Origin of the sequence: cyanobacterium endosymbiont of Epithemia clementina EcSB (assembly GCF_029919255.1) — a bacterium.
In the GTDB taxonomy this organism is placed as follows: domain Bacteria; phylum Cyanobacteriota; class Cyanobacteriia; order Cyanobacteriales; family Microcystaceae; genus Rippkaea.
Genome location: NZ_CP123991.1, coordinates 1146854 through 1167943 on the forward strand (window position 1 = coordinate 1146854; position 21090 = coordinate 1167943).

Sequence of the window (21090 nt, forward strand, 5' to 3'; positions counted from 1 at the left end):
GGAATCAGTATAAAAAATTAAATGATATTGGCCAATAGTTAAAAGTATTAATTATATACCTGTTAAGTAATCTATCAATAATGATACTAGTTTGGTAGGTATATTTTGCTAATAAAAATTAGCTAGTTTTTCTACCATTTTTACTAGAGATTACCTAATCAACAACAGCTATAAGTAGATAAATTTCAATAAATCTAAAATAGAAAAGCAGTTAAAAAAGAGCGATTATTAAATGTCAGCCTGTATAAAAAATAAGCTGACATAATTAGAAAAACAAAAACTATCAAAGTTAACTCATGATATAAAAAATATGTTTTTTTTAAGAGGATAGAAAGTTTTAAAAATTGCAGATTTAGCTAATTTTTCAGGAAAACAATTTTGAGATAGATTTTTTAAAAAAGAAAATAATTGCGGGTTTCTCTAAACAGTTATTAAAAAGCACTGGTAAAGAAGAAGATATAAACTCTTTTAAAGAGCCATCAGAAAAGTGTAAAAAAAGCTATTATAGTTAATAATTAAGTTTTTTGAAAAGAGAGAAAAGCTAAATTAACTTCAGGAATAATTCGTGATACTGAAAAAAGGGGCGTAAATAAAAAATAAAAAAAGTGAAGACAAGAATTATTTATTACTTTTTATGTAAAAAATAATTCAAAAAAAAATCATATTTATTCACTAATTTATAGTTTTTAACTAAAATTAATAAAAAAATGGTATTAAATAAAAGCTTGTAAAATTTCTATAAATATGTTTAAACATAAAGATTATTTAGCTAAAACAGTTAAACGAAGTCATAATCTAAGGAGTAACTCTAATTAAATACCAATTAAAGTAATTCAAAATAAGCTCTAATTGTTTTGTATATAGAAATACAAAGTAATTTGCTTTTTTAAGCTTTATTTAGAGCTGCCTACTTACCAAATCAAAACGATCATGACTAAGAGAATATTCAGGTTAACCACTAGTCTCTAAATCGCTAAAATTTTCAACAATATCCTTATATATCTAATTTAGAAGGATATTATTTAATCTTCATACTGTAAATCCCCTAAATACATAAATTTACCGTTTTTATAGCTATTCTTTTTGTTTATAGTCTTCTTTAATAAGAGTCTCTTCAGTTGGCTTTAGAATAGACTTTTGCGGAAAGATAATTACTGATAGAATTAGCTCAAAATAGTAGAACTACGTATAATTTTAACAATAAACTTTTGGTCAAATCGGAGAAACATTTCTCTTTTGATTTTAAGAATACTACTGATTGTTTAATTCAATCTAAGAATATAAGATTAGCTCTTACTTACCACTACTACCTAATAAAAACAAATTCAATAATGTTCCGCTATTCCAAAGACTATGAACTAACATGGAAGACAGAAGATTACGCGATTTCGTATAAACTACTCCCAAGACCATACCTAAAATAGCTAAGGGAAGTACTTCTGATAAATTTAAGTGAGCAAGAGCAAAAATAAAACTACTGATAGTAACAGCTGCCCAAACCGGAACATAACGGGTCAAAGACGGTAACAGAAATCCCCTAAACATAATCTCTTCATAAAAAGGAGCTGCGAGAGAAGCGGTGAAGTAGAAGATAGCTAAAACGACTGTATCTTGGGCTTCCAATGCTAGAGATAATAAGGGATTACTACCTCCTTGACCGTCCCATATTTGTTGATTAATTAAAGAGACAATAATCACCAAGGGTAAAGCAACTAAATATCCCCCAACTCCCCACACTAACCAATTACTTTTTATCTTGAATTGAAACCAATCTTTTGGTAAGGGAAAATAGGATTTAATTGACCAATAAAGTACAAAAATACCAGCTAAAGTTAGAGATAAGTAACTAGCTAATATATAAAAAGCTTTTTGCCGTAAACTGAAGTTGGTAGGATTAAAGGGGAGAAAATTAAATACAATAGGAAATATAATTTGGCTAAAAAAGAAAAATCCTACAATTAAAACTTGCCAAATGGTTTCGGCATCCCAAGGCGCTTTCCAAGATAGTTTATTACTAATATATAAAACAGACCCATTTCTTTTGAGTAATAACTGAGCCAATAAAAAGATAAGTAAACTAAATCCAATAATTCCTAATAATACTGGAATAATACTGATCCAAGCTAATTTCATAATAGCTAGATTTGCTTTGTCTTTTTGTTTATTTTCTAATGAAATTAAGTCAGCTTGTCTATTTTGAAGTGTGTATAGCCTTGTTAAGGCTTGATAACTAAACCACCCGTGTAAATTACTCTGTATCTGCAATTCTGAATTAGATAATATTTTAGGATTTTCATTCCATAAATTTATTAAAATATTAGCAACTATTGCTGTTTTAGCATCTAAATTATTCTCATCTTTAGTAGTTAATAGTGTTTCCCAACTTTCAATTGCTTTTGATATTTCTCCTTGTCTTATGTTTAAAATTCCCAACTCTAATTCTAGCTTATTTATTATTTGTTTTTGACTATTAATATCAGTTTTTAATTGCTCTTGATTTGCGGAATATACTAAATTTTTACTTGAAGTGATGGGAGAGTCTTTAACATCTACAGAAACTGAACTATCAATAGTAATTCTTAACTGATTTTTCAATCTATTTAAGTTTTTTTGAGAAGTATCAAGAGCAGTTTTATATTTATCAGAAACAACTTTGTAGGGGGTTTTCCCAATCAATACCTTTTTAACTTCAGCAAAATTAAAATTAGCTTCAGCCTGCTCAATATTTGAATACTTCCCAAAAAATTCTGAAGATTGCAAAATTAAATTGGTTTGATATAGCTCAAGATTAACTTGTACTTGGGGCTGGTTAATACTATTAATTAACGAAAATAATACAGGAATTAAAGAAATAATAGTTAAAACTAATAAGGTGAATCGCTTTACTGACATAACTTTTACTTAATTTTAATAATTGAATTATAATTAAAAATTCTTTCTTATTGTCTAGAATTTTTAATTAATATGAAGTCTTGAGTATTTCCTAAAATTTTGTAGTTATTTAAGTTCAAATCTTTTAAAGTTAACGGATCTAAAAGGAAATAGAACGAAATAGCTGCTAATTTTTTTAACTCTTCTATATTTTGAGCAATCACTTGACGATCACTATAAAAATCCAAACTAGTACGACTGTAAGTATAAGAGGTATAAACCACTGTATTAGGGGGAGTATTTTCTCGAATTAGAGTAGCTACAGGTTTAACAGGAAATGACTCATTCAGTTCCCAAATCCATAAATCAGACATTACAAACGTGCCTAAACTAAAATATAATCCAACAAAAAGAGTAAAGATAAAGTAATAATTTTTTTGTAGAAAATTAACATAGGATAAAGCAAATGTAATTCCTATTAAAATTGATAATGTGAGAAGTTGAAAATCATTATTTTTTATACTAAAATAGACTCCTACTCCCAGTGATACTATACTACTAATAAGTAGTAAAATTCCTAAAATTTTGGGATAAAACTGATAATTATTTTGTACAATTTCAGCCAAATATGCCCCCACAGCTAAAGAGAAAAAAGGATATACAGGCATAATATACCATGGTAACTTAGTACTCATCAGAGAGATAATCCCTATAAATAGGATAAACCCAACTAAAACTAATTTAGCCCAACTTTGCTGATATTTTTTGATTGCTAAGATTAATCCTCCTGGCAAAAATAAAAGCCAAGGAAAACTATATTTTACTAACTCAATTACATAATACCATACTGATCCTTTATTTCCTTCAACTGCGGTAGATAATCGATCCAAGTTTTGTTGTAAAAAGTGAACTTTAATAAATTTTTCTCCATACTCTATAATTTGAAGTGAATACCACAAAATTACTGGAGAAAATCCCAAGATAAATCCACCCCAAAATAAAGGATCTTTTAAGATCTTTAAAGACTTATTAAAAATACAGAATACTCCCAAAATTCCACCCAAAGCAATGACTAAAATTCCTTTAGTCATTGCTATTAATCCTAGTCCAATTCCTACTCCAATTATCCAAAATTTTTGATAAAAAGACTGAAGTAAACAGAAAATAGAGAAAATAAAAAAAGTATTAATTGATCCATCTAACATTGCTAGTCGTCCATGACGGACCATAGGCAATAATGTCAAATATACCAATGTGCTGAAAATAGCTGGAAGACGACTAGGAAAAATAGCTCTTCCTATTAAGTATAATAAAGGAACACCACAAGCTGTCAAAAAAGCACAGGGAAAACGGGTTGTAAATTCACTGATTCCCCCAATTAAATAGCTCATATTTATTAACCAGATAATCAGAGGAGGCTTAAGTAAAAAAGGTTCGTTATGATAGGTCATATATAACCAGTTACCGCTTTTATAAATATCTTTAGCAACGGTTCCATAATATCCTTCATCCCAATCCCGTAATGGTAAATCACCCAAGCCGATTAAATATAAAATAAGAGCAGATAATAATAAAAATATAGACCAGGCTATATCCTGGTTTATATTTTTAAAAAGTTGTTTACAATTAGTTATTTTAGAGGTCATTAGGTTTATTGTTTGAATTAAATTTTTGTTTAATAGAATAAAGATAATACTTTTCATTATAAATGAAAGCTTTTTTAAATTGAGCTAGAAATATAATTTCAAGATTGCTTTTCATTGCTTTTAATTGTCGATTTAAAATTAAAATTACATTTTTTTTATTTTCACTGTTATTAATTAACTGATTTATTATTGTTAATACTTCCTCGTCATCGATCATTTTTCTCTGTTCATTGAACAAAACATAACTTCCGAATCTTTGGTTTTCTGGATAGTAAATTTTTTGATTTAGATAACCACTAATAGGAGCAATAGTGAAGTCTTCACTACCGACAATTATCATTGATTCTAGATTATTTTTTTGAATAAAATTAGCTGTAGCACGACTAGCAGAATAAGGAGTCAATAAATCTCTACTAAACGCAACGATACCAGCAATTAAATGAAGATATAAAACAATCATCAAAAAACTGCTTTTATGAAAGGTTATAAATTTGAGCCAACTTGACGATAGTTTATAGAGTTTTTGAGGTAGATAACAAAATAAATTAACCAAGAATTCAGAATCAAAACAATAATTTTTTATCCAGAAGGAAGCAATTAGAATTATATATAAGTGTCCATAGTGTCTTTGGGAACCTAAAAATTTTAGATAGGTAAAAGTTAAAAATTCTAGACTACTAACCAAATAGAAAAATAATGCGATTGGTTTTTTAATTAAAAGCGTCGATACGAACCCTAATAAACCTAAAGATAAAACTGCAAAAATAGCCAAATCTAGGGGGTTACTATCGCTAGGAATTAAAACTAAAATATAGCTCTTCCATATTCTTGTTAATGACTGATTAAATCTAATCCAATCAAACTCAACAAACCATTGACTTGCTCCTCCTTGTAGGGTACTGTCCGACGGAGGAAGTAACATGATTACAGCAAACACTATTCCTAGACTAAAAATTACAAAAGCAACAACAATATTTTGGATTCCTAGTTGAACTTTAAATTGGAGATGATTTTGGGTCAAATAGTCAAAGACTAATGTTAAAGCTAAAGATATAGAAATCATCAAGCAATAGGCATTTGTATTAGCCATAACAGCTAAAATTAGAGCTAGGATAATATAATTTTTATGACGAGTCTTAAAATAAGTACAGAAGCCAAAAATAGATAGAATTCCCAAAGAATAATTCCGGCTAATTAGAGCATATTCATAAAAAGGAAAGTATCCTAATGAAAATAATAATTTTTGCTGTTTTGTAAAAGGAGAATAGAAAACAAATAAAGTCAGACATCCGACAGCAATAAGCCAATGAAAAATTTGCATTGCCAAAGGATTAGGGGTTAATTGATTAAGTCCCCATAAACATATATACCAAAGAATTGGATGGCCTTCATAGTTAATATTATAAAAAAAATTTTCCCAAGAAACACTATCCCTAGCAATTAACCATCCATTTACTTCATCACGCCACATGGCATGATTCAAAATACCAATTAAGGTGATGATAGCAAAGCTAATAACTAATAATAGGTTGAAGTTATTTTTTGTAATTAAATTTAATTTAAACTGAGAAAACCATTTTTTTACAATTGTCATACTCAAATCATAAAATTTAATCTAATCAGTCCCAGGAACCTGTAATCTAGAAACTGGTAATCCATAGAGAGGACAGAAGATAGTGGCTACTCGCGTTATTATAGTGCGTCATGGGCAAAGCAACTATAATGCTGAAAAGCTTATACAAGGTCGCAATAACGAATCAGTTTTGACCGAAAAGGGTCGCCGAGATGCTCAAAAAGTAGGGGATAGCCTTAGTTTACTTCCCATTGATGCAATGTATTGCAGTCCCTTGCAAAGGGCAAAAGCCACAGCTGAAATTATTCATAGTCGTTTGCTTTCTCGACCGAGTTTGTCTGCTACCAATCAACTGATGGAAATAGACCTTCCTCTCTGGGAAAAGCAAAATAAACTTAAAGTAGCCAAAATGTTTAAGACTGAATATCAGTCTTGGAAAGAACGTCCCCACGAATTTAAAATGATTCTTTCTACATCTGAGGGAAAAAAAGAACATTTTCCAGTTCTTGCTTTATATCAACAAGCTAATAAATTTTGGCAGGAAATGATACCTCAGCATCAGGGTAAAACTCTGTTAATTGTCGCTCATAATGGTATCAATCGCTGTTTAATTATGAGTGCTATTGGAGTGTCTCCAGAGCGTTATCACTCAATTCAACAGTCTAATTGTTGCATTAATATCTTGAATTTTAGCGGTAATTGGGGGGAATCAGTGCAACTTGAATCCCTGAATCAAACCTCCCATTTAGGAATTCCTATTCCTTCTACTCGTTCTGACAAGAATCATTTACGCTTTTTCTTGGTTCGTCATGGAGAAACTGAATGGAATCGAGAATCTAGATTCCAAGGAGTTAAAGATATTTCACTCAATAAAAATGGTCAAAAACAAGCAAAAAAAACTGCATATTTGCTCAAGGAAATTCCTCTGAACTTCGCAGTTAGTAGTCCTATGTTGCGTCCAAAAGAAACCGCCCAAATAATTCTTCAATACCATAAAGATGTTGAGTTAGAATTAAAATCCCAACTTCAAGAAATTTGTCATGGACTATGGGAAGGAAAATTAGCATCGGAAATTGAAGTAGATTTTCCAGGGTTATTGACTCAATGGAAAGACTCTCCAGAAACGTTACAAATGCCAGAGGGAGAGAATTTACAGCAAGTGTGGGATCGGGCCACCATCTGTTGGAACCAAATGGTGGAGAATTATAGCAAGTCTCCTGAATCTAAAATTGGTATTGTGGTTGCTCATGATGCTATTAATAAAGTGATTTTATGTTACTTGTTAGGGCTAAAAACTAGAGATTTCTGGAACATTAAACAAGGAAATGGTGGCGTTAGTGTGATTGACTATCCTCGAGGAATCAAGGAACCTCCTGTTTTACAAGCGATTAATTTAACCAGTCATTTAGGATCTGGAATTTTAGATCAAACAGTGGCTGGAGCATTGTAACTGACGATTTCTATTCACAGCCTCATTTTTTAAAAGGAATGGGGCTACAACTGTCGTTAAGCTCAAGAGTGAGAGAAAAATTTATGAAACTAGAAAACTGCCAATTCTTAGAAAAAAATTTGTGTACACTAACAACAATAATGATGTTAACTATAGTTGTCTTTGGTAAAACCAGTTAATTTATACATTGCTATATAAGGTAAAAATACTGCGATTTAAGTAGCTAAAAAAATTAGAAAATATAGATGAAATCATTGATGTTGTTTTAAAAAATAAAATACTGAAACTTTTAGAGAACAAAAAATAACTTAGCTGAGAAACTATTAAACTGTTTTTAGCTAGTATTTCTTATTTAGATAAGATATCTTTTTCAGGTCAAAAAAGTAACCCATCTCTTTTTTCGATTGTTTAGAAAAAAATAGAGCCTGATAATCATAGAGATTTTTTACAGAAAAGATTAAACGCAAACTCTAACTTAATCTAAACAATTAGAAACATCTAAAAATTCTAACATTTATTTGGGATCAGCTAAATCTAAGGAGGTTATAATTACAGTGGGACAATTGCAAACTTAATGCTAGTTAGGAATAAGTGAAACAATGGTGACAAGACAACATAATGTGGGTTCATAACTATCAGGAGTTAATTAATGAGTCAAGTACAAACTATTTCAGGATCAGGAATTTCCGTTGTGGGGGATGATATCGATACTGATCGCATTATTCCAGCACGTTTTTTGCGGTGTGTCACTTTTGAAGGTTTAGGGGAGCAAATTTTTGCCGATGATCGTGCTCAACTTAGAGGAGAACACTCCTTTGATTTGCCCCAATATCAGGACGCTAAAATTCTTGTGGTGAATGCTAACTTTGGCTGTGGCTCATCAAGAGAACATGCCCCGCAAGCAATCATTCGATGGGGAATTCAAGCCATTGTTGGAGAAAGTTTTGCCGAGATCTTTTATGGCAATTGTATCGCCAATGGAGTTCCCTGTGTGACAGCTACATCAGAAGATATTAAACAGTTACAAAACTTAATTAAAACCCATCCGCACCAAAAAATTACCCTTGATTTAACCGAAATGAAACTTAGCGTGGGAGCGTGGGTAACTCTGCTCGAGATGGGAGAAGGTTCTCGGCAAATGCTTTTAGGAGGAACTTGGGACAGCTGTGGCCAACTCGTCCAGAACATCGATAAGGTTCATGACATCGCTAGTCAATTACCTTATTTAGGTTGGAATTCTTAATTTATTTCTAGTGAATAAATATCAGTAAATCCTCTAAATATTTCTAATTTACTTGATTAATAAACGCTCAGGAGTTTATCTGGCGGTGATAATAGGGTCAACGAAATTTTGATTGGCAAAATATGCAACGAGCAGATGTTGTTTATACCACCATGATATAGAAGTTGATTGAAACTCTACTGGCTTAGATTACTCTAAATCTCAGTGGAATGGGTTTGATTCATGCACGACTGACCCGTGCCAATGTCAGTTTGAGCCATGCCCACTTCAAGTAAATTAATTTTTAGGAATGATGATTGAGGAAGTGCTAAGCTTAGTTAGACTGAGCTCAGTCGTACCGATCTCGTAAAGATAGATTTCAGCTGACGCTAACATGATTGATACTTCATCGAGAGAGAGAGATTTGCACGGTGCAAACCTTCGTGGTTGCAATGTTAACGACATTAATTTTCCCAAAGCAATCATGCTCAACGGTAGTGTTTGTCCATAAAAAAAACAAAAATCAGTCATGAATACCGAAGAGTGGACTGAGACCATTAAACAAAAAATTCTAGAGCTAGGTTTCCACAAAGTTGGAATTGCTAATGTCGATGGCCAATTTAATGATACTGCAACCACTCACCTGAAACGTTGGTTAGCATTAGGTTATCATGCTGACATGGCTTGGATGGCTAACCCGAAACGGCTCAATATTCGGGACTATATGCCTCAGGTAAAATCAGTTATCTGTGTCGCCCTCAATTATTACACTCCCCATCAACGTCTTGAAGGGAAAGAATACGGCAAAATCTCCCGTTATGGGTGGGGGCGAGATTATCATAAAGTTATGCACAAAAAGCTAAAAGCCTTCAGTCAGCAACTAAAAGGGCAAGAGGGCTCAATTAAAACTCTTTATTGTGCCGACACGGGGGCAATACAAGATAAAGTTTGGGCGCAACGGGCTGGAATTGGCTGGATTGCTAAAAATAGCAATCTGATCACCCGCGAGTATGGAAGTTGGGTATTTTTAGGGGAAGTGTTAACCAATTTAACCTTAATTCCTGACACCCCTCACACTCAACACTGTGGCACATGCACTCGCTGTCTGGAAGCCTGTCCGACAGGTGCTATCGTTCAACCTTTTGTAGTAGATGCTAATCGCTGCATTGCCTATCATACCATTGAAAACAAGCAGGCAAACCTACCAGAAGTGATCACCTCTAACCTAAAGGGATGGATCGCCGGATGTGATATCTGTCAAGATATTTGTCCTTGGAATAAACGTTTTGCCCAAGAAACAAATATCGTTGATTTTGAACCATACCCTCAAAATATTTCCCCAAAGTTGACAGAATTAGCTAACATTTCTCTCAAAGTTTGGGATAATCATTTTAGATCTTCAGCATTACGAAGGATTAAATGGGAGAGATTGCGACGTAATGCTCGCGCTAATCTAGGTAAATGAGGAATTGCTCATACTCCTACTCCACGCCCTACCGTCCATAATATAATAATCATCTTTTTGTTAGGACTGCCAATAGTTTATTAGGAGAGTTTAACTATAAATGCAGTTAACCGTACAAACTGAGAACAACTCAAAAATTAATGACACAATCAAACAGTTATTATTAATTAATAACATTATTTATGGTTAGGAAAAAAAGTTAAAATCAGGGCTATCTTACACTTTAATCGCTGTAATTTCACAATACTATGGTTTTAGAGCTACTGCTATCGTCAATTCATTCATCTTCTAACATCCTGGCTAATTATTTTTTATTCTTTGCCGTTCATCCTTAATTTTATTTAACTTTAGATAATTAAGAATATAATTTTAATGTTTGAAACTTTTTACTTCTAGTCCATAGAGAAAACTTTTTTATGGAAAAAATACACTATATGTATTTAAAATCCTCACTTTTTATAGGGATACTTTTTTGCGTTCTGACTATAAGTAATAGCTAACTAGGGATTAAAATCTAAATTTATCTAGATAAAAAACATAAATTTCTTCTACAGCTTCGCGGAGTATTTCATAATTCTATTAATTTAAGTGTGTCTTATTGAAGATTATTATGTGAACCGTCAATTAAACCTATTTTTGATAAATAAAAATTTTTTCTTCCTTACACCTCATTGCTGATAATCTAATAACATGCTCTTTAATTTTTAATCTTTGAGAAGCTTTTTAAGCTTTACTTAACTTAAATAAAGTCTTCTTCTGCTCCAACCTAAACAATATCTTTAAACGAGGAGATGACATCAGTTAATCGTAGTTCTTATAGCCGACTATAATACCATATTATGGTATCTGTTTATGGAAATAACTTTTAGGTGTAAAACACATATTAAAATAGTGCTTCTTAACTTTATCTACAAACACTTACTAAGTCTATTAAAAATATTAATTTTTCTAAAAAAAGAACTCTTTTAAGAAAGTAACAATAGCAAAAGGTTAAAGCAAGAATATAAGAATAGTGAGCATTAGACATAATTTTATTTATTGTAGTTGAAGTTGTTAAGTTGAGCAATATCTACCAATTTTTCTAAAAACATTAAGATTGATCAAAATTGAATCGCCTAAAAGTTGCTTAAATTTACCTTTAACTTTAGTCAAAATAAAGTATATAATCTTGCTTTCCCATGTGTAACGTTATTTAAGCAACTACTTCCTAAAGGCAATAACTTTGAGACAATCGAAAAAAAGCTTGAAGCAATACCATAATCGATTCTTATTAAATAGATACTGGAGAACTTTATGAAACTCGCTTACTGGATGTATGCCGGACCTGCACATATTGGAACTCTAAGAATTGCCAGTTCCTTCAAAAATGTCCATGCTATCATGCACGCCCCCCTAGGCGATGATTACTTTAACGTAATGCGTTCTATGTTGGAAAGGGAAAAGGAATTTACCCCTGTTACCGCTAGTATTGTAGATCGTAGTGTCTTGGCACGAGGTTCCCAAGAAAAGGTAGTTGATAATATCATTCGGAAAGATCGGGAAGAAAACCCAGATTTGATCATCCTAACGCCCACTTGTACCTCTAGTATCTTACAAGAAGATTTAGCAAATTTTGTAGCTCATGCCCAAATAAATACGAAAGGAGATGTGATGTTAGCTGATGTTAATCATTATCGTTATAATGAACTGCAAGCAGCAGACAGAACCTTATATCAAGTCATTAAATTTTATCTAGAAAAAGTTAGGAAAAAAGGTAAATTACCTCAAAGAAAAACTGAAAAACCTTCCGTCAATATTATCGGGATATCTACCCTAGGTTTCCATAACAAACATGACTGTACTGAGCTAAAACGATTAATGAAAGATTTAGGAATTGAAATTAATGAAGTGATTCCCGAAGGTGCATCAGTTCACAACCTAAAAAATCTACCCAAAGCGTGGTTCAATTTAGTTCCTTATCGAGAATTAGGATTGATAGCAGCTCAATATTTACAAAAAGAAGTTGGAACTCCCTATGTAGATATAACCCCAATGGGAGTAGTAGAAACAGCGCGGTGTATCCGGAAAATTCAACAGGTAATTAATGAACAAGGTGCTAATGTTGATTATGAAAACAATATCAAAGAACAAACTCTTCATGTTTCCCAAGCTGCTTGGTTCTTTCATTCTATTGATTGTCAGAATTTAACGGGGAAAAAGGCGGTGGTATTTGGGGATAATACTCATGCAGCAGCAATGACTAAAATCCTCGCGCGGGAGATGGGAATTAATGTAATTTTAGCAGGGACTTATTGTAAGTATGATGAAAAATGGTTCATCGAACAAGTCAGTGAATATTGTGATCAGGTTTTAATTAGTGATGATAATACAGAAGTTGGTGATGCGATCGCTCGTCTGGAACCTTCTGCTATTTTTGGAACGCAAATGGAACGTCATATTGGAAAACGCTTAGATATTCCTTGTGGAGTAATTGCTGCTCCTATTCATATTCAAAATTTTCCCATTGGTTACAAACCTTTCTGTGGTTATGAAGGTACAAATCAGATCTGTGATCTGATTTATAATTCTTTTACTCTGGGAATGGAAGCTCATCTCTTAGAAATCTTTGGGGGACATGATACTAAAGAAGTTATCACGAAAGGAATTTCTACTAATTCCGATTTTAATTGGAATAAAGAAGCACAAGCAGAATTAAATAAAATTCCTAGTTTTGTACGAGATAAAGTCAAGCGTAATACTGAAAAGTTTGCCAGGAAACATGAGTTTTCTATAATTACTCTTGAGGTTATGTATGCTGCTAAAGAGTCTGTAGGGGCTTGATTAATGTAAGCTGAGTATTATCCATTTCATCTTCACATATCAAATTAAATGAAGATGCTATTATTTACTGAGATATTCCTTGATCTGAAACTGTTGTAATCGAAGCATTAGATTAACAGTCATTCTGCTTAACATTCTAGGCATACACTTCGCCTTTGTAAAAGCTCTTATTTCGCAAGAAAATAGTGTTTAGAGTAATTTATAGCAAAATATTTTGTAAAAGTTTGGAGCAAGATGGTTGAGAGTTTAAGCGGATTATCAGTAACTATCATAATTTTATGTGAAAGGCTGGATTGATGCCATTCTTCTTTATACTAGTTCATCTGAAGTCTACCTAAAAGACCTTTGGAAAGTATCCTGAAAGATGCTCAACTAACTGAGGAAGATTTGGGTTGGTCACAATACAATACTCATTAATCAAATTTATCTTTTTCTGAGACTCCAGCGCCTAATTATAAATCTTTTCTAATTATCGTTAAAAACTTATTTATTTGATGGTAAAGCTATTAATATAAATTATGGTTTTTAGATTTAATAGCTAAATTTTTTTTAAAAAAATTATTGCGAATACTTCTGTCTATTTTTACTTCAAAAAAGTTACCAGGACCCTAGATAAAAAAACTATTAGTTACTGTAATATCTGGTTTATACCATCGATATGTTCCAGCAATTATATATTTCTTAAAATTAATTTTTTAGTCTTCTCTTATGATATTTTTGATTATAGAAACAGTTAGTCTGAAAGTGTCTTGACGAATACAATAATTTTTCAAATATATTAATAATGCAATAAATTCGTTAAAATATCTCTAAAACTTTTATTCAAGTAATCTAGAAAACTGGAATTTTTCAAAAATTTAATACTATCTATCCAACTTTTAGCTATGTGATAAAAACATAAAGATAATAAGTTTTTATCATCTGATATTTTAATTATTTTTGCCTAATCTTTCAGGAACTAAATATTATCTCTTTTAAATAAGAAATATTTTTATAATTTATAATGCTTATCTAAACAAAATCGATAATAGTTTAAGTTCTCTGACGAAGTTTAAAATTTTTCAAATGCACTATGATAACTTGTTTTTTTATAAAAAAACAAGTTATCATAGTGGTGATAATAGCAATTACTCTAATAAGTTGATAATCTGTATTTTTTTGAAGTCAGTTCTTTAAAATAATTTAATTCATAGATATAAATAAGTAATTATAAAAAATTTATTTACACTAACTAGAGGAAGATTGCGCTTATATGAAAACCTATGTCCATTGGCTAATATACACTTGTATAATATAGCTGACATAATTAATCTTAAGCGATTTTTATATTAACTCGTTACAATTATCTATTTATCAGAGTAATCTAGAATCAACTGAGTTTAATGTGCTTGACAAACTAGATAGTCCCGTAGCTCGGGTTTAATGTCAATTTAATCTTGAGAAGTATTGATAATTGTAGAGAACGCCATAGACCCCTCTAATCAAACCTCTTAGTTTTACTACTAGTTGATCATTAAAAGTTTGACAATCTGCTTTTTAAGTCTTAACTACATAATTTTTCTTGTCATCTTATTGTAGCTAAACTGATTCTAATTTAGTTCGCCAAATTGTTATCTGAAAGAATTTAGCTGGAGACATAAATAGGTTGAAAAATTCTTAATTTTAAACTTTGTTGCCATCGTCGTTTATTAAAATCACTATACATCAATATATAGCTTAAAATGACCATCAATCTCTATATTACCCATCTAAATCACTTTCCATGACCGCAGCAATAGCGGAATTCGTATCGTTTTTAAATTCTTGAATACTAATACGTCCTAACAAACAAATCGTCAAAACTATTCCTATTCCTTGCGCCACAAACACTAATCCGTAAGCTAAAAAAGGAGTAGAAAAAAACACCTTTCCTAAATTTAAAACTGCCCCTCCTAAAACGGTTGCAAAACCCCTCGCCATCGCCTGAGCTAACCCCCAAGCACCGATAAACGTCCCAGCAGTTTCTGCTGTGGTTAAATCTAACATTAAACCTGTTGCTCCCGCAGTTAACACTCCTGATGCTAGTCCAAAAAAGAGTAACCCAGACTTCAATAAACTTTGACTTTCTATCCCACCAGCTAAGATAATTAACCCAAAACAAAATATTGATAAAAAACAGCCTAATTTTATGGTTTGTTGCTTTCCTAAACGAGGAACGACTAAGAACCCGATTAAACTGATGCCCAATAGGGTTCCCATGCCATAAAACGCATTTAATTGGGTAGTTTCAGCAATACACATTCCAAATACCTCACCCCCATAAGGTTCAAGTACCGTATCCTGCATAAATAGACTAAGGGTAAGAGTCAATAAAAAGCTAAAAAATAACCAAGTTTGACGATTAGCAGTCAAAATTCTTATTGCTCGTCCCAAGGTAATTTTATCTTCTCGTTCAACTGTAATTGATCTCAGACCAAACCGAGAATATCGCTTTTCTATCCCCCAAGTCGCTACAAAACACAACCCTAAGACCACCGCAGGCATAGTAATAAATACAGGGTTAACAGTTTCTTGTAAGGCAGGAATATCAACTGTTTTAGCGCTTACCATCGAATCATAAGATAGAACAATATTTCCACAAATATCGGGGCTATTAAGTAATTTTGAGCTAACAATTGCCCCAACGATAATGCCTACCATCAACATTGACCAAACAATACTGATTAGTTGGGAACGGTTATCCTCATCAGAAATATCCACCAACATTGCGGCAAAGGGAGTACTACTAAAACTTAAAGCTAAGCCATAGAGAGCAAAAATAACCCCTAACAGGACTGCCCAAGTACAAGTCGTCATACTCCATCCTGTCTCTTTCAAGCTAAATCCTAACTGCCAAACTCCTTGTAAGGCAATAAAGGCTAGGGAAGTAAATAGAATTGCTCCGATCCAGACATAACTAGAGCGATGATAGCCCCAAATTTTTTTTGTATCGGACATTTGTCCAAACCAAATTTTAGCGGGACTGACAAACTGATACATGGCGATTGCCGTTGCTGCTATCCACGGCAACACAGTCAATTCATCGATCATGATTCGATTAAAGATTCCTAAAGTCAGCAAAGACATGATACCTAACCCCATCTGGAATAATCCTAGACGGAACATGGTGAATAGGTTTAGTTTTGGGAGGGGTTTGTGGGGACTTGGTTGAGGAATTATAAGACGGTCGCTAGTAGCCATGTTGGTTATTTTTAACAGATGTAAAATTGGTCTATAAGTGGAAAAATATTTTTGATTGTATCAAAAATATTTTTTAAAACGAAGTTGAGTTTGAATGAAATTGAGGTAAAAAAAAGAAGCAGAATTGAGTTAAATCTTGCACTTTGCATATAAAATTTATCTCGATTTAACTGAATTATTTTGGTATCTATATCTCTCTTGATAAAAGCTAAAAATAGCGTTGCTATTCTGTTACTCATTAGGATTTTTCTAATTACAAAAAAAAAATCTTCTAATCTAGTCAACCATAATTTGTGGAATTTATGCCCTGGTACAGAATATTATTTTACTGTTTTTCCCTGACTTACAAAGGAGAAATAACAGAAATCAGTTTTATTGATTCTACTCTGATAGAAATCTTCTACTGGTCTCATAGTAGAGCACATAGAGTTTTTAAAAGTTTAGTTGAATGTGGCTAAAATTTTGTGAGATAGCATTACATACTTAAGCGGTATTTAATTCTCAAAAATTGAGATTAGTTATTAGCTTCTAAGTGAACCTAGACTATACAAATAATCATAAACTCATTTATAAGTGAACACAATATTTAATTAATAAATCATGTAGGTTTGAAGAGAATACTGCTCAAAAACTATTTAAAAAGGTTTTATTGGCAAGGACTAAAATTAGTTGTTGTTGCCAACAAAAGATAAAAAAATAGTTTTTTGTTAAACAATTTTAAATAAAAAAACAATTTTAAACTCAGATAATAATATTTTATGTCTCTATATTCAGATAATCAAAAATAAAATATTTTTACTTGAATTGTATCTACTGAAATGACTACTTTAAGCAAAATACTTATAGCGATTTATTGGCTTTTATTTGATGTTATTCTTCTTTTGTTAAATTAACTTATATACTATAAATTGGCAGAGAAAATAGATGTAATATATTTTTTCTATTTTTTTAATTCTGTTTAAACTAAATCATTGGCAGACAAAAAAATATTATCAAAAATAATTACTGTATCTATTCCTTTCTCTTTGTTATTTTTTACTTTATCATATATTTAGTTTAATTAATATCTTTCTTTTTAAGATGACTAGTGACGTTTTATGTTCTTAATTTTATTTGGTTTTTCTATTCTCTGCTTAAATTTTATTTCTTAAAATTAAAAATATTTGTTATTATATGACTATAACAGAATCTTTTTAAGAAATTAATACTTCTCAGTTTTTTAGCTTACTATTTAAGTTTTTTGGGGCATTTAATTGACAATTAAGTTATTTTAAACATAAAACTGTTACTACTTTAAGATATGGCACTAATTTATTTAAAGTATTCTTATGAAATTGTTCAAGCTCTATACTGACCTCTTAAATCTTAATCAAAACCTTTTTTTCATAAGTCTATAGCTATTTTTTTTATATAAAAATATTTTTATTTCTATAATTTCTGCGATCATTTATTCATTCGAATGTTGACTTTAACTGTCATGATACCTCTTCAGTTATTTTTTTGCAAAATATTTAAGTATATGTTTTTTAGTAAAAAAACTTGACTATTTTGCTTTTTTTATATAAATTGCATTTTATTTAATGAAGATTAGTCTTGAGATATATGGTATTTTCTTCCTAAGACAAATCTCTAACAGTTAAGATTATTATGATAAATTTTGATAAATTTTGATAAAGTTTTCTGGTAGTTGAACAATTTTAAATATAAATCACTGTTAAATCTATATTGAGTCCAGCATTCAATACAATAGGTATAAATAAAGTAAAGATATTGAGTTTAGTATAATTTAATTTAATTTAATTTAATTTGATTTAATTAAAATACGAACCCTGTAAAAGTATCAACTATGTAATAATTCTGGCTTTTAATCAAAGCTATGAAAGCTATGACTAACGATTAAACTTAGTTTTTATATTTTAATTTTTATCTGGCAAGTATAGTAAAACCTTTTCTCTTTAGCTTGTTTCTATATAAAATAGGTGTGAAAGTAAGCTAAGAATTAAGGACAGTTATAAAGTTTAGTTAAATAGTCTACTATACTTCATATCAAAAGCCCTGAACAGATTTTAATACTCTTAATTAGGGGTTAAAAATAACCATATTTTTAGTACATTGACTCTCATATCTAAGGATTTAACATAGATAGTGCCTGTTTAGTAAATATAGAAAGAGTGAAATTATAGCCTTTTTCTTTGAGTAAATTTATTTGTAATAGCTTTAAGACTATTGTAAACTGCCGGAATCAAAGATAATTCAGGAGTAAGCAATATATTCAACATGACTTATTGCTTTTTTTCTGCAGAGAATTGCACAATCTTTAGAAACTTATTGCGAAAGTACATATTAATTTTGTAGTATAGTATGTGTTCAACGTCTTAGGAATTAAGATTTATTGTCGTTACTTTCAACTTTCTATTTGAGTAATAATCCGACGTAAATTTTAGCTTTTAAAAGCTCTACATAAGCCCACTTAAATATTAACTCTCTTGCGGTTTTATTTTATAAATCACTCAGTTCCCATATTTTTGCCATGTTAAAAGTGTGATGATGGCAAGAAAGCCTGTACACATGGACTAGTCTAAAGAAGAGACAAAAACACTATATCCATACCCCTAGTTTTAGGGAATAGAGAAAATTAGTTCGGAGATTTTAGATAGATTTGATTTGCTTTTGTTTATTGTATCTATTGAATAAATATACTTTGAGGAAATATTCAGGGCTGAGTTGATGGATAAATGGGATGTTTATCCAATATGCCCAGTCGGTTAAAAGGCCAAAAACGCACAAAGGCTTTACCAATAATTTTCTCTTTCGGGACATGTCCCCAGTAATGAGAATCGTAACTGTTATTACGATTATCTCCTAAAACTAGATATTCCCTTTCAGGAACTGTAACTGGACCGTAATCGTAGTTAGGATCTTCAGAAATGTATTTTTCTTTGATAGCTTGACCATTAACATAGACCTTTCCCGTTTTCACCTCAATGGTTTCTCCAGGTAACCCGATTACTCGTTTAATAAACGCATCGCGAAAATCTTTCTCCTGAAGAGCTTTTGTTGGGTTAAATACTACCACATCACCCCGCTTGGGTTCTTGGAAATGATAGCTAACTTTTTCTATAATAAGGCGATCATTTACTTGTAGAGTCGGTTCCATAGAAGATGAAGGAATATAACGAGCTTCTGCCACAAATGCACGAATGCCAAAGGCTAAAATAGCTGCCGTGGCTATAGTTTTAATCCCTTCAATCCAAGGGTTTTCTTGGGGAGGCTGATTTGGATTCTTAATCTCTTGTTTCAAGCTTCGAGCCATAGGAGTTATTAATATAAAAACAAAGAATTAAAAGACATAGGGACAGGAAAATTTCAACGTAACGATCATTCGCTTTTTAGTTTGACGATATTCAAAGCGGTGGCAAGATTGAATTATTCTCAGAATTGATTTTGGTCTACCAATACTCATACTATGATACAACTCCTCATTCGTCACGCTCGGATTCTCTTGCCTGATGGTCAGTTTCTTTTCGGGGACGTTTTACTCCAAGACGGAAAGATTCTTGAAGTAGCTCCAGAAATTGTTACACCGGACCCCGATATTTTAATAGACGCAACGGGACTGACTTTGTTGCCCGGGGTGATTGATCCTCAAGTTCATTTCCGTGAACCTGGACTAGAACACAAAGAAGACCTTTTTACCGCTACTTGTGCCTGTGCTAAGGGGGGAGTCACCTCTTTTCTAGAGATGCCTAACACTCGTCCATTAACCATTACTCAAGAAGCTTTAGATTATAAACTACACTTGGCCGCCCAGAAGTGTTTGGTCAATTATGGTTTTTTTATCGGTGCTACCCCTGACAATTTACCTGATTTATTAATAGCTAATCCTACCTGTGGCATTAAAATTTTTATGGGGTCAGCACACGGGAAATTACTGGTGAGTCGAGAAGCTGAATTAGAGCCAATTTTTGCCGAAGGAACCCGATTGATTGCGGTTCATGCCGAAGATCAAGCTAGAATTATTCAACGTCGCCAAGAATTTTCTGATATTACTCATCCAGCTATCCATTCCCAAATCCAAGATGAAACTGCTGCCCTTAACGCGACAAAATTAGCCCTAAAATTGTCGAATAAGTATCAACGACGATTGCATATCCTTCATCTCTCTACAGGAATTGAAGCAGAATTCTTGCGGGAGAATAAACCTAATTGGGTAACAGCAGAAGTAACCCCCCAACATTTATTACTTAATACGGAAGCCTATGACAGAATGGGAACATTAGCTCAAATGAACCCCCCCTTGCGGGCACCTGAAAATAATGCTACTCTTTGGCGGGCTTTGTTAGATGGGATAATTGATTTTATCGCCACTGATCATGCTCCTCATACCTTAGAAGAAAAAGCTAAAGATTATCCCGATTCTCCTTCAGGCATGCCAGGGGTAGAAACATCTTTACCCTTAATGTTAACTCAAACTAAATTAGGGCGCTGTAGTATTTTCCAAGTGGCTAATTGGATGTCTACTGCCGTTGCTAAGGCTTATAAAATTCCCAATAAAGGGTTAATTAAACCAGGGTATGATGCTGATTTAGTACTAGTCGATTTAGAAAATTATGCTCCTGTTCAACGAAAAAATTTACAAACTAAATGTGGTTGGAGTCCTTTTGAAGGATGGAAGTTGACTGGATGGCCAATAGTCACAATTGTTGGGGGACAAGTAGTTTATGAAAGGGGAAAACTAAACACTTACGTTCGGGGAAACCCCTTAAAGTTTGAATAGTTAATAGTTAACTAACCTTTCTTTTTATATTGAGAACAACTAAAAGT

General features: G+C 32.0%; 10 protein-coding genes. 5 read left to right on the forward strand and 5 right to left on the reverse strand.

Annotated features, from left to right (window positions below; all coding sequences use genetic code 11):
• Positions 1-1293: 1293 nt before the first annotated feature.
• Genes P3F56_RS03800 through P3F56_RS03810 form a run of 3 tightly spaced genes read right to left on the reverse strand, consistent with a single transcriptional unit; the run spans position 1294 to position 6111 of the window.
• A complete protein-coding gene (locus P3F56_RS03800) occupies positions 1294-2892 on the reverse strand; it encodes a CPBP family intramembrane glutamic endopeptidase (RefSeq protein WP_281153458.1) in 1599 nt (532 codons plus the stop codon).
• A gap of 47 nt (positions 2893-2939) precedes the next feature.
• On the reverse strand, positions 2940-4517 hold the full coding sequence (locus P3F56_RS03805; protein ID WP_281153459.1) for an ArnT family glycosyltransferase: 1578 nt from the start codon (positions 4515-4517) through the stop codon (positions 2940-2942).
• A complete protein-coding gene (locus P3F56_RS03810; protein ID WP_281153460.1) occupies positions 4507-6111 on the reverse strand; it encodes a hypothetical protein in 1605 nt (534 codons plus the stop codon). Before P3F56_RS03810 ends, P3F56_RS03805 begins: the two co-directional genes overlap by 11 nt.
• Positions 6112-6193: 82 nt before the next feature.
• Here P3F56_RS03810 and P3F56_RS03815 point away from each other — a divergent pair, with 82 nt between their 5' ends.
• The 4 genes from P3F56_RS03815 (at position 6194) to bchB (ending at position 13047) form a co-directional block, all read left to right on the forward strand.
• Positions 6194-7540 carry a histidine phosphatase family protein gene (locus P3F56_RS03815; RefSeq protein WP_281153461.1) on the forward strand — a complete coding sequence of 449 codons (1347 nt, stop codon included), beginning with the start codon at positions 6194-6196 and terminating at the stop codon, positions 7538-7540.
• A gap of 649 nt (positions 7541-8189) precedes the next feature.
• Positions 8190-8783 (forward strand): 3-isopropylmalate dehydratase small subunit, encoded by a 594-nt coding sequence (leuD, locus tag P3F56_RS03820; protein ID WP_281153462.1) that lies wholly within the window; start codon positions 8190-8192, stop codon positions 8781-8783.
• A gap of 508 nt (positions 8784-9291) precedes the next feature.
• Positions 9292-10227 carry a tRNA epoxyqueuosine(34) reductase QueG gene (queG, locus tag P3F56_RS03825; RefSeq protein WP_281153463.1) on the forward strand — a complete coding sequence of 312 codons (936 nt, stop codon included), beginning with the start codon at positions 9292-9294 and terminating at the stop codon, positions 10225-10227.
• Between the two features lie 1293 nt (positions 10228-11520).
• The gene (bchB, locus tag P3F56_RS03830) at positions 11521-13047 is read left to right on the forward strand and encodes a ferredoxin:protochlorophyllide reductase (ATP-dependent) subunit B (RefSeq protein ID WP_281153464.1); all 1527 of its coding nucleotides are present in this window, start codon (positions 11521-11523) and stop codon (positions 13045-13047) included.
• Between the two features lie 1740 nt (positions 13048-14787).
• Here bchB and P3F56_RS03835 read toward each other — a convergent pair.
• Positions 14788-16266 (reverse strand): BCD family MFS transporter, encoded by a 1479-nt coding sequence (locus P3F56_RS03835; RefSeq protein ID WP_281153465.1) that lies wholly within the window; start codon positions 16264-16266, stop codon positions 14788-14790.
• 2713 nt (positions 16267-18979) lie between these two features.
• The gene (lepB, locus tag P3F56_RS03840; RefSeq protein WP_281153466.1) at positions 18980-19579 is read right to left on the reverse strand and encodes a signal peptidase I; all 600 of its coding nucleotides are present in this window, start codon (positions 19577-19579) and stop codon (positions 18980-18982) included.
• A 153-nt stretch (positions 19580-19732) separates the two neighbouring features.
• On the opposite strand from lepB, the gene P3F56_RS03845 reads away from it, so the two are divergent.
• Positions 19733-21043, forward strand: coding sequence for a dihydroorotase (locus P3F56_RS03845; protein WP_281153467.1), 1311 nt, complete (start codon positions 19733-19735; stop codon positions 21041-21043).
• The last annotated feature ends 47 nt before the right edge of the window (positions 21044-21090 follow it).

Coding starts and splice junctions, on each gene's coding strand:
- P3F56_RS03800 (WP_281153458.1), bottom strand. CDS start 2,892: ATGTCAGTAAAGCGATTCACCTTATTAGTTTTAACTATTATTTCTTTA.
- P3F56_RS03805 (WP_281153459.1), bottom strand. CDS start 4,517: ATGACCTCTAAAATAACTAATTGTAAACAACTTTTTAAAAATATAAAC.
- P3F56_RS03810 (WP_281153460.1), bottom strand. CDS start 6,111: ATGACAATTGTAAAAAAATGGTTTTCTCAGTTTAAATTAAATTTAATT.
- leuD (WP_281153462.1), top strand. CDS start 8,190: ATGAGTCAAGTACAAACTATTTCAGGATCAGGAATTTCCGTTGTGGGG.
- queG (WP_281153463.1), top strand. CDS start 9,292: ATGAATACCGAAGAGTGGACTGAGACCATTAAACAAAAAATTCTAGAG.
- bchB (WP_281153464.1), top strand. CDS start 11,521: ATGAAACTCGCTTACTGGATGTATGCCGGACCTGCACATATTGGAACT.
- P3F56_RS03835 (WP_281153465.1), bottom strand. CDS start 16,266: ATGGCTACTAGCGACCGTCTTATAATTCCTCAACCAAGTCCCCACAAA.
- lepB (WP_281153466.1), bottom strand. CDS start 19,579: ATGGCTCGAAGCTTGAAACAAGAGATTAAGAATCCAAATCAGCCTCCC.
- P3F56_RS03845 (WP_281153467.1), top strand. CDS start 19,733: ATGATACAACTCCTCATTCGTCACGCTCGGATTCTCTTGCCTGATGGT.